At 65.3% G+C, this 15303-nt stretch carries 13 protein-coding genes; 11 read left to right on the top strand and 2 right to left on the bottom strand.

Going from position 1 to position 15303, the window contains the following annotated elements:
- Positions 1-3 precede the first annotated feature (3 nt).
- Together GRI65_RS03285 and GRI65_RS03290 are read right to left on the bottom strand one after the other, a co-directional pair.
- On the bottom strand, positions 4-348 hold the full coding sequence (locus tag GRI65_RS03285; RefSeq protein WP_160755079.1) for an acyl carrier protein: 345 nt from the start codon (positions 346-348) through the stop codon (positions 4-6).
- A gap of 51 nt (positions 349-399) precedes the next feature.
- Complete coding sequence (locus tag GRI65_RS03290) at positions 400-1398, bottom strand: GNAT family N-acetyltransferase (RefSeq protein ID WP_232843899.1); 999 nt, start codon at positions 1396-1398, stop codon at positions 400-402.
- 2 nt (positions 1399-1400) lie between these two features.
- Here GRI65_RS03290 and GRI65_RS03295 point away from each other — a divergent pair, with 2 nt between their 5' ends.
- The 11 genes from GRI65_RS03295 to xrtA all read left to right on the top strand — a co-directional run bounded on the left by GRI65_RS03295 (position 1401) and on the right by xrtA (position 15295).
- Complete coding sequence (locus tag GRI65_RS03295) at positions 1401-2951, top strand: acyl-CoA ligase (AMP-forming), exosortase A system-associated (RefSeq protein WP_232843900.1); 1551 nt, start codon at positions 1401-1403, stop codon at positions 2949-2951.
- The gene (locus GRI65_RS03300; protein WP_160755080.1) at positions 2948-4174 is read left to right on the top strand and encodes a pyridoxal-dependent decarboxylase, exosortase A system-associated; all 1227 of its coding nucleotides are present in this window, start codon (positions 2948-2950) and stop codon (positions 4172-4174) included. Before GRI65_RS03295 ends, GRI65_RS03300 begins: the two co-directional genes overlap by 4 nt.
- Positions 4175-4355: 181 nt before the next feature.
- Positions 4356-5000, top strand: a complete 645-nt coding sequence (locus GRI65_RS03305; RefSeq protein WP_160755081.1) for an XrtA/PEP-CTERM system exopolysaccharide export protein — start codon at positions 4356-4358, stop codon at positions 4998-5000.
- A 16-nt stretch (positions 5001-5016) separates the two neighbouring features.
- Positions 5017-6537, top strand: coding sequence for an XrtA system polysaccharide chain length determinant (locus tag GRI65_RS03310; protein ID WP_160755082.1), 1521 nt, complete (start codon positions 5017-5019; stop codon positions 6535-6537).
- 10 nt (positions 6538-6547) lie between these two features.
- Positions 6548-7588 carry a P-loop NTPase family protein gene (locus tag GRI65_RS03315; protein ID WP_160755083.1) on the top strand — a complete coding sequence of 347 codons (1041 nt, stop codon included), beginning with the start codon at positions 6548-6550 and terminating at the stop codon, positions 7586-7588.
- Positions 7589-7594: 6 nt separating this feature from the next.
- Positions 7595-9274 carry a preprotein translocase subunit YajC gene (locus GRI65_RS03320; RefSeq protein WP_160755084.1) on the top strand — a complete coding sequence of 560 codons (1680 nt, stop codon included), beginning with the start codon at positions 7595-7597 and terminating at the stop codon, positions 9272-9274.
- A 12-nt stretch (positions 9275-9286) separates the two neighbouring features.
- Positions 9287-10474, top strand: a complete 1188-nt coding sequence (locus GRI65_RS03325; protein ID WP_160755085.1) for an XrtA/PEP-CTERM system-associated ATPase — start codon at positions 9287-9289, stop codon at positions 10472-10474.
- A gap of 28 nt (positions 10475-10502) precedes the next feature.
- On the top strand, positions 10503-11438 hold the full coding sequence (locus tag GRI65_RS03330) for an XrtA system polysaccharide deacetylase (RefSeq protein ID WP_160755589.1): 936 nt from the start codon (positions 10503-10505) through the stop codon (positions 11436-11438).
- Positions 11435-12499: a FemAB family XrtA/PEP-CTERM system-associated protein gene (locus tag GRI65_RS03335; protein ID WP_160755086.1), complete on the top strand. Its 1065-nt coding sequence runs from the start codon at positions 11435-11437 to the stop codon at positions 12497-12499. Before GRI65_RS03330 ends, GRI65_RS03335 begins: the two co-directional genes overlap by 4 nt.
- Complete coding sequence (locus tag GRI65_RS03340; RefSeq protein WP_160755087.1) at positions 12499-13743, top strand: TIGR03087 family PEP-CTERM/XrtA system glycosyltransferase; 1245 nt, start codon at positions 12499-12501, stop codon at positions 13741-13743. The genes GRI65_RS03335 and GRI65_RS03340 overlap by 1 nt, the downstream gene beginning before the upstream one ends.
- Before the next feature lie 34 nt (positions 13744-13777).
- Positions 13778-15295 (top strand): exosortase A, encoded by a 1518-nt coding sequence (gene xrtA / locus GRI65_RS03345; RefSeq protein ID WP_332872586.1) that lies wholly within the window; start codon positions 13778-13780, stop codon positions 15293-15295.
- The last annotated feature ends 8 nt before the right edge of the window (positions 15296-15303 follow it).

Raw genomic sequence — 15303 nt, forward strand, 5'->3', positions numbered from 1 at the left:
TGCTCAGATCGAATTGTCCCCGCCGGCGGGCGCGGTCACCACCTTGGCTTCCGCGAAAGCCAGCAGGCCGCCATAGGTTTCGAGCATTTCGCCATCGACGTCATCGTCTTCGATGATGATGTCGAGCCGGTCTTCCATTTCGGTAAACAGGCTGGCGACAGCCATCGAATCGAGTTCGGGCAGGTGGCCGAACAGTCCGGTTTCACCGCTGAACCCTCCAACCAGTTCCGCATCGAGCACCAGCACATCGCGAAGGATTTCCCGCAGCAGCGCGTCCACCGCGCTGCGGCTTGGCGCCAGCGCGCTCTCGCGGGCGATGACCGGTTCCTTTGCAGGGTCGATTGTCATCAGGTGGAAATCCCTCTCCAATCCCGGGTTTCGGGCAACAAGGGTGCGCCCTTAGCTTTGCTGTAAAGCCCGCGCAACCCGTCCCGCCATCCGTCGTGCCAGTACCGGCCAGGCGCGAATCTGGCGGGTGTCGAGGCAATCGAGCCGGAAACGCGGGCGGTCTTCTTCCATCCAGTCGGCCTTGTAAGGATCGTTGCCGGTGCCGAAATCGACCAGCGTAACCCGGTCCCGGTCGATCGCATGTTCGAACATTGCCGCGCTCAGCGTGGTTCCCGCCGACAAGGCCTTGTAATCCTTAAGATGGGCGAGTTTGTGGATATAGGCGGCGGAGTTTTCGACCGTCCAGAACTGCGCCGCCACCGAAATGCCCTCATGTCGCGCAATCCCGAGGCGGAGGCGGCCAGCCGCGCCCTCGGCCTGCGCGAACTGGCGCAGCAGCGCGGGATTACCTTCTTCCGGCTTCCAGCTGTTGGCGTAGACCTGTTCATAGGCCGCCCATGCGGCGGGTTCGAACCGCTCGAGGATTTCGACCTCGACCTTCTTCGCCTTGCGCTTGAGCGTGGTCCGCATCTGGCCGGGGCGGGCGGCCCAGTAATCGGCGAAACTGCGCCCGCCGACTTTCAGGATATGGTTGTGATCGCATTGGCTGCGATCGACGCGCCATCCGGCGTCGCGAAAGGCATGTTCCAGCCGGGAAGCGGTGCCGTCCTCGTCGGGCAGCGGCCACAGCGTCACCCGGTGCGACTGGCGGCGCAGGTCTTTCGCCGCGGCGAGCAACAGCGGCGCGCACAGATCGTCGCAGCGCATCACCGGCCGCCAGATGAAACTGTACCAGTTGATCAGCGGTTCGAGGCCGCTATCGGTGCGGGTGAGCGGCAGTGCGAGACTCTCACCCTTCTGGCGCGCCTCGACCAGCAGGGGCGAAATCCCGCCCGCGGCCAGCAGCTGGAACCACTCCATCCGGTCGAATGGACCGGGCAGGCGGTATTCATCGGGCACAATCGTCCCTTGCAGAAATTTAACCGTGTCGTGATAGCTGACCGCAACCAACGATGAACGTCCTTTCCGGAGCAAGAATGCCGCCTGCGCAATACACCCAAACCAGGCCGATTGACCACCTTGCCGAGCGCGGCGGGGCGGAGGATCCTGCGCTGGTGCTGCGCGGTGCAACGCTTAGCCACGGGGAATTAAGAACCCGTGTCGCAGCGCTGGCGGCGTGGCTGGCGGAACGAGTGCCGGAACCGGGTGCGCGGGTTGCCAGCTGGGCGGCCAAGGGCGAGTTGACGTGCCTGTTGCCGCTGGCTGCGCCTAGGGCGGGGCTGGTCCACGTACCGATCAATCCGCTGCTGAAACGCGCGCAAGTAGCGCATATTCTCGCCGATAGCGGGACGGTGATGCTGCTAGGCACTGCAGCGCGCCTCGCCTCGCTGGAGGACGGCGACCTGCCGGCCGATTGCGCGATACTGGACGAGGCGGATATGTGGGCCGAGGTCACTGCGCAGGGCGGCAGCCTGCCGCCCTCCAGCGCCGATCCGGACGATCTGTGCGCCATTCTCTACACCAGCGGATCGACCGGCCAGCCCAAGGGGGTCATGCTCAGCCATGCCAATCTGTGGCTCGGGGCGGCGAGCGTGGCGGAGTATCTGGGGATGGCGGCGGATGACGTGACGCTGGCGGTGCTGCCGCTGTCGTTCGATTACGGGCAGAACCAACTCTTCAGTACCTGGTACGCGGGCGGGGCGGTGGTACCGCTCGACTACTTGCTGCCGCGCGATGTGATGAAGGCCTGCGCGAAACATTCGGTCACCACGCTTGCTGCGGTTCCGCCCTTGTGGCTTCAGCTGACGGAACTGGACTGGCCGTCGGAAGCGACTTCGGCGATGCGCCGCCTGACCAACAGCGGAGGTGCGCTGACGGAGGACCTGGTGCGCGCGCTAAGGACGATCTTCCCCGATGCCCGGCTGTTCCCGATGTACGGGCTGACCGAAGCGTTCCGTTCGACCTATCTCGACCCCGCGCTGGTCGATAGCCACCCGACTTCGATGGGAAGGGCAATTCCGCACGCGGAAATCCTGGTGGTGAACGATGTTGGCGAGATTGCCGAGCCGGGCGAGGAAGGCGAACTGGTCCATTGCGGGCCGCTGGTGGCGCAGGGGTATTGGCAGGACACGGCGCGAACGGCCGAGCGTTTTAGGCCTGCACCTGCCGCGTCGGAATATGGCGGGACCGCTGTATGGTCCGGCGACCGCGTGATGCGGGCAGAGGACGACCTCCTTTATTTCGTCGGTCGGCGCGACGCGATGATCAAGAGCGCGGGCAACCGGATCAGCCCGCAGGAAGTGGAGGACGCGGCGCGCGCCACAGGGCTGGTGGCGGAAGCTGCCGCGCTTGGCGTGCCGGACGAACGGCTGGGGCAGGCGGTGCATCTGGTGGTGCGCGCTCCTGCGGGGGCTGGCGAGAATACCCATGAACTGGCACAGATGCTGGCCAAGGAGCTTCCCAATTTCATGCAGCCCAAGGTGATCCACTGGCGCGAGGCGATGCCGCTCAACCCCAATGGCAAGATCGACCGGGCTGCGCTGCTGGCGGAGATCGGCGCATGAAGCCGCTCGGTCCGATCCCCCTAGGTTTTGAAACCATTGACGGGCAGCTGGCGGTCGGCGGGCACACGGCGATCGCACTGGCGGAACAAGCCGGGACGACGCCGCTGTTCGTCTATTCCCGCGCAATGCTGGAACGACGCGTGGCCGATTTGCGCGCCGCCATGCCCGCGCGCCTCGGGATCAATTACGCGATCAAGGCCAATCCGTTCGCGCCGGTCTTGCAGCTCATGTCCGGACTGGTCGACGGGTTCGACATTGCCTCGGGCGGCGAACTGGCCATCGCGCAGGCTGCTGGAATCGATCCGGCGCGGATCAGTTTCGCCGGGCCGGGCAAGCGCGATACCGAACTGGAAGCCGCGATTGCCGCGGGCGTCACGCTGAATGTCGAATCCGCCGGGGAACTTCGGCGCGCCTTCGCTATCGGGGAACGCCTGGGCGTCACCCCGAAGCTGGCGCTGCGGGTCAATCCCGACTTCGAACTGCGCGGGTCGGGCATGAAGATGGGCGGCGGGGCCAAGCCGTTCGGGATCGACCAGCAGGAAATTCCGGCACTCGCCACCGAACTCATCGCAGCGGGGGCAGAGTGGCGCGGACTGCACATCTTCACCGGCAGCCAGTCGCTCGATACCGGCGCGATTATCGAAGCGCAGGCCAATGTGCTGACGCTCGCGGACCAATTGGCGCAGGCGATCGGGGCGGCGGTGCCGAAATTGAACATGGGGGGCGGGTTCGGGGTGCCGTATTTCGCCAACGACACGCCCGTGGACCTCGGTGCCATTGGCGCGGCGCTGCACGAGCGCTTCGCGGATTTGCCCGAGTCGCTCGCGGAAACGGATCTGTGCATCGAACTAGGGCGCTATCTGGTGGGGGAGGCGGGCGTTTACCTGACCCGGATCCTCGACCGCAAGGTCAGCCACGGCGAGACTTACCTAGTCACCGATGGCGGGCTGCATCACCAGCTGGCCGCATCCGGAAATTTCGGCACGGTCGTCCGGCGCAATTACCCACTCGCCATCGCGAACCGCTTTACGGCGCAACCGGACGAAGAGGTTAACGTCGTCGGCTGCTTGTGCACGCCGCTCGACCGGCTGGCGGACAAGGCGCATCTGCCGCGCTCCGATGTGGGCGACATCGTGGCGGTGTTCTGCGCCGGGGCGTACGGCGCAACGGCGTCACCCTCGGCATTCCTGGGACAGGGCCCGGCTGCGGAAATGCTGGTTTAACCTTTGCCGCTGCGCTGTCCCGCTATGGGACCGGTAGCGCGAAACCCCGCGCGATCCCGATAATACTAACAGTATATTCACCCTTTTTGGCGAGGAAGCGTGTCTGACCTGCGGGTGCGGATGCCGGGTAGCTCCCGCGCTTCCGTTCCAACGCCCGCGCCCAAGGCAAGGATACGCGTCGATGCCGAATACCAGATTTCCCGCTTTGCTGGCCAGCAGTGCCATGCTTTCGCTCGCCCTGTCCGGCTGCGCTGCCGGCGGCGGGACGGAATTGCCGCCCGCCTCGTTCGTGGCGATGCAGGAAGGGCCGGGGGAAGAATACATCATCGGTCCGCTCGATGAACTGACCATCCACGTGTGGCGCAATCCGGAACTCGGTGCGGAGAAGATCCAGGTCCGTCCCGACGGCCGGATCACCACCCCGCTGGTCACCGACATGCCCGCCGTGGGCAAGACGCCATCGATGCTGGCGCAAGATATCCGCCTGCAATTGTCGCAATATATCGAAGAACCGCTGGTCTCCGTGATCGTCAACAAATTCGCCGGCACGTTCAGCCAGCAGATCCGCGTCGTCGGCGCGACGGAAAAGCCCGCTTCGATTCCCTACCGCGCCAACATGACCGTGCTCGACGCGATGATCGCGGTCGGTGGCCTGTCCGAATTCGCCGCGGGCAACCGGGCCAAGCTGATCCGCTTCGACAAACAGGCCGGCAGCCAGAAGGAATATGCGCTGCGACTGGGCGACCTGCTCAAGAAAGGCTCCAGCGAAGCCAATGTGATGCTGATGCCGGGCGATGTGATCATCATCCCGGAAAGCATGTTCTGAGGGACTGGCAGCGGCAATGAACGAAGTCTTCGAAGAACTCAGGGGCGCGGCCCATTCGGTCTGGCACCGCAAGTGGGTGGCACTCGCCATCGCCTGGGGTGTGTGCATCCTGGGCTGGCTGGTGGTCGCGATGATTCCCAATTCCTACGAATCCGAAGCGCGGATCTATGTCCAGCTGGACGACGTGTTTTCTGAGCAGATCGGAATCAAGGGCGACGGCGAACGCGACATCAACCGCGTGCGCCAGACGCTGTCGAGCTCGGTCAATCTCGAAAAGGTGATCCGGTCGACCAAGCTGGGCGAAGGTATCACCAGCCCGCGGGCGATGGAAAACGCGATCGCCACGCTGACCAAGAACGTGACCGTGAAGAGCGAGGAGAACAACCTCTTCGAACTGACCGCCAAGGTTGGCCACAGCGACTTGTCCGACGCGGAAAACGCTGCCCTGGCGCAGGATGTCATCCAGAAGCTGATCGACATTTTCCGCGAAGAAAACATCGCCGGTGACCGCGGCGACGTGGCCGAGACCATCGTGTTCCTCGATCAGCAGTTGGAGGCGCGCAAGCGGGACCTCGAAGCCGCCGAACAGCAACGGCTCGCGTTCGAAGCGCAGAACCCCGAATTGATCGGTGGCAGCGACGCGCTGTCGGCCAAGTTGCAGAATTTGCGCAGCGAAACGCGCGGGGTGGATGCCGATCTTGCGGCGGCGCAGAGCGCGCTGGCGGCAATCAACGGACAGCTCGCCGGTACGCCTCGTACGCTCTCCGGGCCGGGCGAGGCGGGTGGTGCGCGCGGCGCGCTGGGCCAGGTCCAGTCGCAGCTTGCCTCCGCGCAGGCCCGCGGCCTGACCGATAGCCATCCCGACATCATCGCCCTGAAACGCCAGATCGCGCTGCTCGAACGGCAGGCGGCCCGCGAAGGACCAAATTCAGGCGGGACCCCCAATCCAGCCTACAGTTCGATGGTGTCGATCCGCGCCGAGCGGGAAGCCAACGTCCAGTCGCTGGTCGCGCGCAAAGCGGCCTTGCAGTCCGAACTGTCGGCCCTGACCGCCAACCAGGCAAGTGAGCCGGCGGCGGCGGCGGAAGCGAACCGGATCAGCCGCGATTATGAAGTCCTGCGCAAGAGCTACGACGAATTGCTGAAGGACCGCGAGCAGCTGAAGCTGCGCGGCGACGCAGCGAACGAACGTAGTTCCTTCCGCTTCGAAGTGATCGATCCGCCGACCACCCCGCGCGTTCCCGCGGCGCCTAATCGGCCGCTGCTGCTGATCGGCGTCCTGTTCGCCGGCATCGCGGCAGGCATCGGCGGCGCGTTCGTGATCGGCCATCTGCGTTCGACCTTCGCGACGACTGCCAAATTGCAGCGCGCGCTGGGCCTTCCGGTGCTGGGGGCAATCTCGACCTCGCTGACGGACGCCGCGCGCGATCTGCAGAGGCGGCGGATGCGCAAGTTCAGCGCCGGCTTCGCCGCACTGGGCGGCCTGACAATCATCCTGATCGTAGTCGAATTCATCCAGCGCGGCATGGTCGCGTGAGGGGCAGGGCATGACAGAACACAGAAAAATACCCGTCCCCGGCGCGGCCAAGTCACCCTCCGAAAACAGCTCTTCGCTGTTCGAGCGGGCTAGCGGTGCGTTCGGGCTGGACCCGTTCAAGGCGCCTCCGGTGCCGCGCAAGCTGGACGATCCGCCGCTGAAGCATGCGCGCCTGCGCCAACAACCCGTCGCGCCTGCGGTGGAGCCAGCGCAATCGGTGGCATCGGCGCCTGCTCCCGCACCCACGCCGGAACCGGCCCCGACGCCAATTGCGGTCCTGCCGTCCGAAGTGACGCTATCCGGCGAGAGCGGATCGGTCCGCCTGGCGGGGACGCGGCACCCGATCGACCGCGATCACCTGCGCGATCAGGGCATGATTGTGCCCGAAGGGGCGGTCACCGCATTGATCGAGGAATTTCGTATCGTGAAGCGGCAGATCCTGTCCGCCGCGCGCGAACGCGGCACGGCCAAATCGCGCCGGGTGCTGATCTGTTCCCCCCATCCGGGCGAGGGCAAGACTTTCTGCGCGACCAATCTGGCAATCGCGATGGCGGCCGAACGCGACAGCGAAGTGCTGCTCGTCGATGCCGATTTCGCCAAGCCTTCGATCCTGTCCACGCTCGGCCTGCCCAAGGGACCGGGCCTGATGGACTGCCTGGCCGATCCGGAATTGAAGCCGGAAAATCTGGTGCTTGGCACTGATATTCCCGGCCTGTGGGTGCTGCCTGCCGGTAACCAGACCGCGTACGACAGCGAATATCTCAGCAGCGCGCGCACCGCCGAGGTCATGGACCGCCTGACCATCGGTGCGCCCAACCGGATCGTCATTTTCGACAGCCCGCCCGCGCTGTCCGCTTCGCCAGCGGCGGAGCTCGCGAAACATGTCGGGCAGGCCGTGCTGGTCGCCCGGGCCGACAGTTCCGGCCAGAGCGCGTTGGAGGATGCGGTCCACCTGCTGTCCGCCTGCTCCGATATCAAGCTGCTGCTCAACGCCACCAATTTCAGCCCGAGCGGGCGGAAATTCGGGTCCTATTACGGTTACGGAGGGTAACCCCAAATGAAATTCCCAATCCTGCTGCGCATCTGCGTGATTGCCGGTATCGGCTTGCCCGGCGCGGTCTTCGCGCAGGACGCAGGTTACGGCGACGTCGACGGCGAAAGCGCGTCCAGCGACCGGAGCGACGCTTCGGGGCGCGGCGGTTCCGGCGTTGTGGTCAGCCCCTACATCGAGGCCTCGCAGATCGTCGTGGCCGAATTGTCGCCGGGTGACGATGTAGTGACCTTCTCGCAAGTCGCGGTTGGTGTCGATGCGTCGGTCACCGGACGCAATAACGGCGGCTCGGTCTCCGTACGGTACGAGCGGACCATCGGCTATGACGACAACTCCGCCGATTCCGGTACGCTGAGCGGTGTCGCTCGCGGTTATGCCACCATCGTGCCGCGCGCAGTGACGGTCGAAGCGGGCGCCCTCGCGGCCCGCACGCGGGTCGATGCGAATGGCGGCAGCACGCTCGGCGCGCTGACGGGCGACGATGCGACCAGCACCGTCTATTCCGTTTACGCCGGACCAAATCTCCACACCAGCGCAGGCGATGTCGAGATCAACGCGAATTACCGCATTGGCTACACGAAAGTGGATTCGCCCGATGCGTTCGTGACCGTCGGCGGCGGGGTTCCGGTCGACGTGTTCGACGAGAGCCTGTCGCAAGCGGCGGCTTTCCACGTCGCGACGCGCCCCGGCGACCCTTTGCCGGTCGGCCTCGGTGTCGGCGGCGGATACAACCAGGAAGATATCTCCAATTTCGACCAGCGCCTGCGCGACGCCTATATCCGCGCCGACGTAACCGTCCCGGTCAGCCAGAGCCTCGCCGTGGTTGGCGGCGTCGGGTACGAAGACGTCGAGATTTCCAGCCGTGATGCCTTGCTCGATACCAACGGCAATCCGGTAATCGGCAGTGACGGCCGGATCGTGACCGACACCAGCCAGCCGCGCCAACTCGCCTACGATGTATCCGGCCTGATCTGGGATGTCGGCGTCGTCTGGCGCCCCAGCACCCGCACCTCGCTGGAGGCGCATGTCGGCCGCCGTTACGATTCGACCAGCTATTACGGGACCTTCTCGTGGGCGCCGAACAGCCGCACCGGGGTGAGCGTATCGGTATATGACGCGATTTCCGGCTTCGGCAGCCAGCTGAACACGTCGCTTGCCAACCTGCCGACCCAGTTTGCCGCGACGCGCAATGGCGTGACCGGGGACCTCAGTGGGTGCGTCGCCAGCACTGAAGGCAACAACTGCCTCGCCGGGGTGCTTGGCTCGGTTCGCTCCGCCACCTACCGCTCGCGCGGTATTGCAGGGAGCTATTCGGTCAATTTCGGGCGGACCAATGCGGGCTTTGGCGCAGGATATGACCGCCGCACGTTCATCGCTGCGCCGGGCACCATCCTGGCGGCTGCGAACGGCGTGCAGGACGAGAATTATTGGGTCGCGTTCTATCTGGACGGCGAGCTGGGCAACCGCGCCAGTTTCGCCGCCAACACTTACGCCAACTGGCTCGACAGCGGCTTCAGCAGCACCGGAGACGTTCTCGCGGTCGGCGCTTCGGCGGCCTATCGCCGCCAGCTGCTCGCCGGACTGTCAGCGCGGGCCGCGCTGGCACTCGATCACCTGGACAGTAGCCAGGCGGACCAGGACTTTACCGCGGCGTCGGCCCTGCTCGGCCTGCGTTACGATTTTTGATGGGAGCGACGAATGTTCGATGAATTCTACGGCCTGACGGGGCGCCCGTTCCAGCTGACGCCGGACCCGAGCTTCTATTTCGAAAGCATCAGCCACCGCAAGGCGCTGTCCTACCTCGGTTACGGCATGGCGCAGGGCGAAGGATTCATCGTCATCACCGGCGAAGTCGGCGCGGGCAAGAGCACGCTGGTCGCGCATCTGATGCAGAAGATCGATCACGAGCGGATGACGGTGGGCCAGGTGGTCACCAGCAATCTCGACGGGGAGGAACTGGTCCACGTCGCAGCGAACAGTTTCGGCCTGGATGTGGCCGGGCATGACAAGGCCGCGGCGCTCAGCGCGATCGAAGCGTTCCTGCACGGCGAAGCACGCGAAGGCCGGCGCTGCCTGCTGGTGGTGGACGAATCCCAGAACCTGTCGATCGAGGCGCTCGAAGAATTGCGCATGTTGTCCAACTTCCAGCTTGGCGCGCATCCGCTGCTGCAGGTGTTGCTGCTGGGCCAGCCGGAGTTCCGCAAGGTGCTGGCGGAACACGGCGAACTGGAACAGCTACGCCAGCGCGTGATCGCTTCCCATCATCTCGAAGCGATGGAGCCGTATGAAATCGAGCCCTACATCCGCCACCGGCTGGAATGTGTCGGCTGGGAAGGCAATCCGGAATTCGCCGAGGGGGTGTTCGGGGAAATCCATGGAGCGACCGGCGGCATTCCGCGCCGGGTGAACCAGGTGGTGACCCGTTTGCTGCTGCTCGGCGCGATTGAACAGAGCACCATCCTCGACCAGCCGATGCTGGCATCGGTGCTGGACGAAATGGCGAACGACAACGCGTTTCACGGCGAAGCGGCAGACGCGGCTATGCAGGAACTCGCTGTTCCGGCGCCCGGCCCGGTCAAGCACGCCGCGCGCGCTTCCGAACCGTTGCCGCATGCTGCTCCGGCAATCAGCGCGGCCATGCTGGCTGACATGCTTGCCGAGCGTGACGCGCAGATTGCCGAGTTGCAGCAGGCGGTTGTCGAACTTGCGGGCGCCGATCAGGGGCAAACCGTCGTTCCGGACACCGCTGAGCTGGAAGCCCGGTTGAACGCCCGGATCGACACCATGCAAGCCCGGCTGGAGGAACAGGAACGTACCGTGCGCCACGTCCTCACGATGCTGATCGAATGGATCGAGACCGGCGAGAAGCCGCGCGAAGCGGCCTGACATCACTTCAATGGCCGATCTTTCGCACATGCCCGTCGCGCCGGAGAGCACTGGTCCGATCATCAACGGCCTGTCCGTCGATGTCGAGGACTGGTTCCAGGTCGGCGCGTTCGAAAATGTGATCGACCGCGGCGATTGGGACGGCTTGTCGCTGCGGGTGGAAGACAATGTCCTGCGTATTCTCGACCTGTTTGACGAAGCGGGGGTGAAGGCGACGTTTTTCACGCTGGGTTGGGTCGCGCGGCGGCACGGACCGCTGATGCGCCGGATCGTCGAGGCGGGGCACGAACTCGCCAGCCACGGTTACGACCATGCGCGGGTGTTCAATTTTACCCGCAAGGAATTTGGAGAGGATTTGCGCAAGGCTCGCGAAATACTCGAGGATGCCGGCGGGGTGGCGATCCACGGCTACCGCGCGCCCAGCTTCTCGATCGATCGCCGGACACCGTGGGCCTACATGGAACTGGCGGACCAGGGCTATGTCTATTCCTCCAGCGTGGCCCCGGTCACGCATGACCATTACGGCTGGCGGGAAGCGCCGCGGTTCGCCTTCAAGCCGCTGCCGTGGTCCGACCTGGTCGAAATCCCGGTGGCCACCGCAATGCTCGGCGGCAAGCGTCTGGCGGCGGGCGGTGGCGGCTTTTTCCGGGTTCTGCCCTATGGTTTTTCTCGCTGGGCGATCCGGCAGGTGAACCGCCGGGACGCGCGCCCTGCGGTGTTCTATTTCCACCCGTGGGAGATCGATCCCGACCAGCCGCGTGTCCCCAACGCTTCGATGCGGTCGCGGCTGCGGCATTATACCAACTTGCAGCGGATGGCGCCCAAACTGCGCGAATTGGTCCATGAATTCAGTTGGGGCCGGTTGGATCTGCTGGCCTACCGCGAAGCGCTCACGGCACCGGGCCTGGTCCTGGAGGATCCGACTGAGAACGTGATCGAAACGGCCGCCGGGTTGCCCGCTTGAACGCACCATTTCCCTTGTCAGCCGAGACTATTGCGGCAGCGGACCTCAATGATCCGGGCGAATTCGCGCGCATCGAATGCTTTGCCGCGGCCATGGGCGGCACGCCGTTCCACCGCCCGACATGGCTGTGTGCCATTGAGCGCGGGACTGGCCAGCAGGCGCTGGGCCTGGTCGCGGAAAAGGCCGGACGGCTTACCGGCTGGCTCCCGCTGACGCTCGTCCATTCGCCGTTGTTCGGCCGCGCGCTGGTCTCGAGCGGCTTTGCGGTGGGCGGCGGAGTGCTGGCGGGAAGTCAGCGAACCGCGATGGCGCTGTGCCGCAGGGCAGAAGAACTGGCTGCGCGTCTGTCCTGCCAGACAGTTGAGCTGCGCGGAGGCGACCTGCCGGCCCAGTGGGATATCACTACCGAAAGCCACTGCGGCTTCGTGACCGACCTGGCTGCGGATGATGAGGCGCAATTGCTGGCGATCCCGCGCAAGCAGCGTGCCGAGATACGACGCGGCCTCAAACTGGAACTCGTCGTCCAGACCGGCCGCGCCGAAGCGGACCGGGCGGCGCATTACGCCGTCTATGCCGAAAGCGTGCGCAACCTCGGCACTCCGGTATTCCCGCGTTCGCTGTTCGACGCGGTGCTGGACGCGTTCGGGGACGATGCCGATATCCTCACCGTCCGGCACAATGGTGTGCCGGTGGCGAGCGTGCTGTCGCTGTATCACGGCGGGGCGGTAATGCCCTATTGGGGCGGCGGGACCTTTGCCGCGCGGAACTTGCGCGCCAACGAAGTGATGTATTTCGAGCTGATGCGTCAAGCGCAGCGGCGCGGCTGCATACGTTTCGACTTCGGACGCTCCAAAACCGGTAGCGGGCCGTATCATTACAAGAAGAACTGGGGCTTCGAACCGCAGCCGCTGGCTTACGCAAGCTGGACCGCTGAGGGTGGTAATGCGCGCGACATCAACCCGAACAGCGGCGCCTATTCCGCCAAGATCGCGCTGTGGAAGCGCCTGCCGCTGCCGGTCGCCAACCGCCTGGGACCGCTAATCGCCAAAGGGCTGGGCTGATGGGCGAAATCCTGTTCCTGGCGCACCGCATCCCGTTCCTGCCGGACCGGGGCGACAAGATCCGTTCGCATCATATGCTGAAAGCCTTGGCCGGAATCGCGCCGGTCCATGTCGGCTGCTTTGCCGATACGCACGGCGATCTCGCCCATGAACCGCTGCTCGCTGAAATATCCGCGAGCCATTGCCTGATCCGCCGCAGCAAAAGCATGGCGAGAGCCGGGATCGAGGCGCTAGTGTCGCGCAAACCGGTCAGCCTGACGGCGTTCGATCATCCGGATTTGCACGAATGGGTCCGGCAGACGCTGGCAGCACACCCGGTCGATACGATCTTCGTCTTTTCCGGTCAGATGGGCCAGTATGTTCCGGCGGAATTCGCCGGGCGGGTGGTGGTCGACCTGTGCGACGTCGATTCGGCCAAATTCGAGGCCTACGCCGCGTCGGGAACCTTGCCGCGGCGCTGGATCGATGCGCGCGAAGCGGTGCTGCTGTCGGCAGAGGAAGAGCGCCTTGCGCGCAGGGCCGACCGCACGTTGCTGGTCAGCCCGGCAGAGGCGGCGCTGTTCCGCTCCCGCATCGCGGGCGACCTGGGCGACACCGTGCTGGCGGTGGGCAACGGGATCGATGCCGAGTTTTTCGCCCCACAGGCGGCAGCGCCGCATCCTCATCTGGCGGTAACCGCCGGACCCCATTTCGTCTTCACCGGGCAGATGGATTATGCGCCGAATGTCGCGGCGGCGCTGCGGATGATTGCCCGGTTATTGCCGCGTATCCGCCAGGTCCATGCCTACGCGCAGTTCCACGTGGTTGGCCGCGCCCCGGTACCGCAACTGGTGAAGCACGCCGGGCAAGACGGGGTGCATATATGGGGCGAGGTGCCCGATGTTCGCCCGTTTCTCCGCAGCGCTGACCTCGTGATCGCGCCGCTCGACATCGCGCGCGGGATACAGAACAAGGTTCTCGAGGCGATGGCGATGGCAAGGCCGGTGCTGCTCACGCCCGAAGCCGCGAACGGCATCGATGCGGAGGACGGTGTCCAGTTCGCGGTTGCGGATACCGACGACGCGCTGGTGTCCCGCGCCTTGGCTCTGCTGGAAGATGCCCCCGGCACGGCGGCGATGGCCGCGGCGGCAAGGCGGTACGTTACCGAGTTCCAGAGCTGGCCGGCAATGCTCGCCTATCTTGGGCCAATCATCGGCAGGCCGATAGCGCCGCCTGAAGCCGGCCGGTACAGCGATGTCGCGTGAGAATTTCCTCCCAAACTGGAGCGGGGCGGGGTGGGTGAGCCGCGTGCCGGATGCCTGGCGCGCGCCGCTGGTCCATCTGGCGCTTGCATGGGCGGGCCTGCTTGGTCTCGCGGCCCGCGACTGGGTGACCATGGCGGACAAATGGTGGAATATCTCCACTTACAACCACGTGGTGTTTGTCCCCTTCATTGTCGGGTGGCTGGTCTGGACCCGGCGCGCGGAGCTGGCGCAGCTTGCGCCGGTACCGTGGTGGCCGGGCGTGATCGCCGCTGCCGGAGCGCTGTTTCTGTGGCTGCTCGGGACGATCGCCGGGGTCAATTCGGTAAGCCAGCTCGGCGCGGTCGCAATGCTGCAAGCGTGTGTGGCCGCCCTGCTTGGCCCGCGCATCATCGCCGCGCTGCTGTTCCCGCTGGGCTTCATGCTGTTCCTGGTGCCGTTCGGAGACGAACTGGTTCCGGCCCTGCAGATGATCACCGCCAAACTGGTGATCGAGCTGACCCATTGGAGCGGCATTCCGGCAGTAATCGACGGAGTGTTCATCGATACCCCTGCCGGACTGTTCGAGGTGGCGGAGGCCTGTTCCGGTGTAAAATTCCTCGTCGCGATGATCGCGCTGGGCGTGCTGGTGATGCACACCTGCTTCACCAGCTGGAAACGGCGCGCGGTGTTCATGGCGGCGGCGATTGCCCTCCCGATCCTCGCCAACGGTGTACGGGCGTGGGGCACGATTTATATCGCGCAAAGCCAGGGCGTCGAATTCGCAGCCGGGTTCGATCATATTTTCTACGGCTGGATTTTCTTCGCGCTGGTGGTGTTCGTGTTGCTCGCCGCGGCGTGGCGCTGGTTCGATCGCTCACCGGAGGATCTCGCGCCCGACATCGAAGCGATCCGCCGCTCGCCGCTGCTTGCGGCGCTGTCCGGAATGACGATGCGCGGCACCCCCGCACTCGCTGGCATATTGGCGCTCGGCCTGCTGTTCGCGGCGTGGGCCGCTTTGGCATCCGGCGGGGAGGCGCGTCTGCCCGAGCGAATAGCGCTACCGGACGTGCCCGGATGGCAACGGGTGGACTACGCACCCACCGCCGCGTGGGAGCCGAGGGCCACCGGGGCGCAGCACCGGTTGCTCGGCAGATACCGCAACGCCGCAGGGCAGGAAGTGGATGTGTTCGTCGCGGTGTATGCGCGGCAGGGCGACGGGCGCGAGGCCAGCGCGTTTGGCGAAGGCGCGCTCAGACCGGACACTGCGTGGCGCTGGCTCGCCCCGGGGGATGGCGGGCCCGAGGTGCAGGCCGATTACCTGCTGGCATCCGGGCAGGTGAAGCGGCTGGCGGAAACATCGTACCGCAACGGCGGACTGACCACCGGCAGTAACGCCCGATTGAAGCTGGCAACGATGGCAAACCGCCTGCTGCTGAGCCGCAACCCGACCATCCTGGCGATCCTTTCCTCCGAACAGCACGAGGGACAAGACGCCGCCCAGTCCATCGCCGCTTTCCGCGCCGATCTCGGTGACGAAGGTGAATGGATGGACCGCATCGCCGGACTTCGATAGGGCGCGCC

Source organism: Allopontixanthobacter sediminis (assembly GCF_009828115.1).
GTDB classification, from domain to species: domain Bacteria; phylum Pseudomonadota; class Alphaproteobacteria; order Sphingomonadales; family Sphingomonadaceae; genus Allopontixanthobacter; species Allopontixanthobacter sediminis.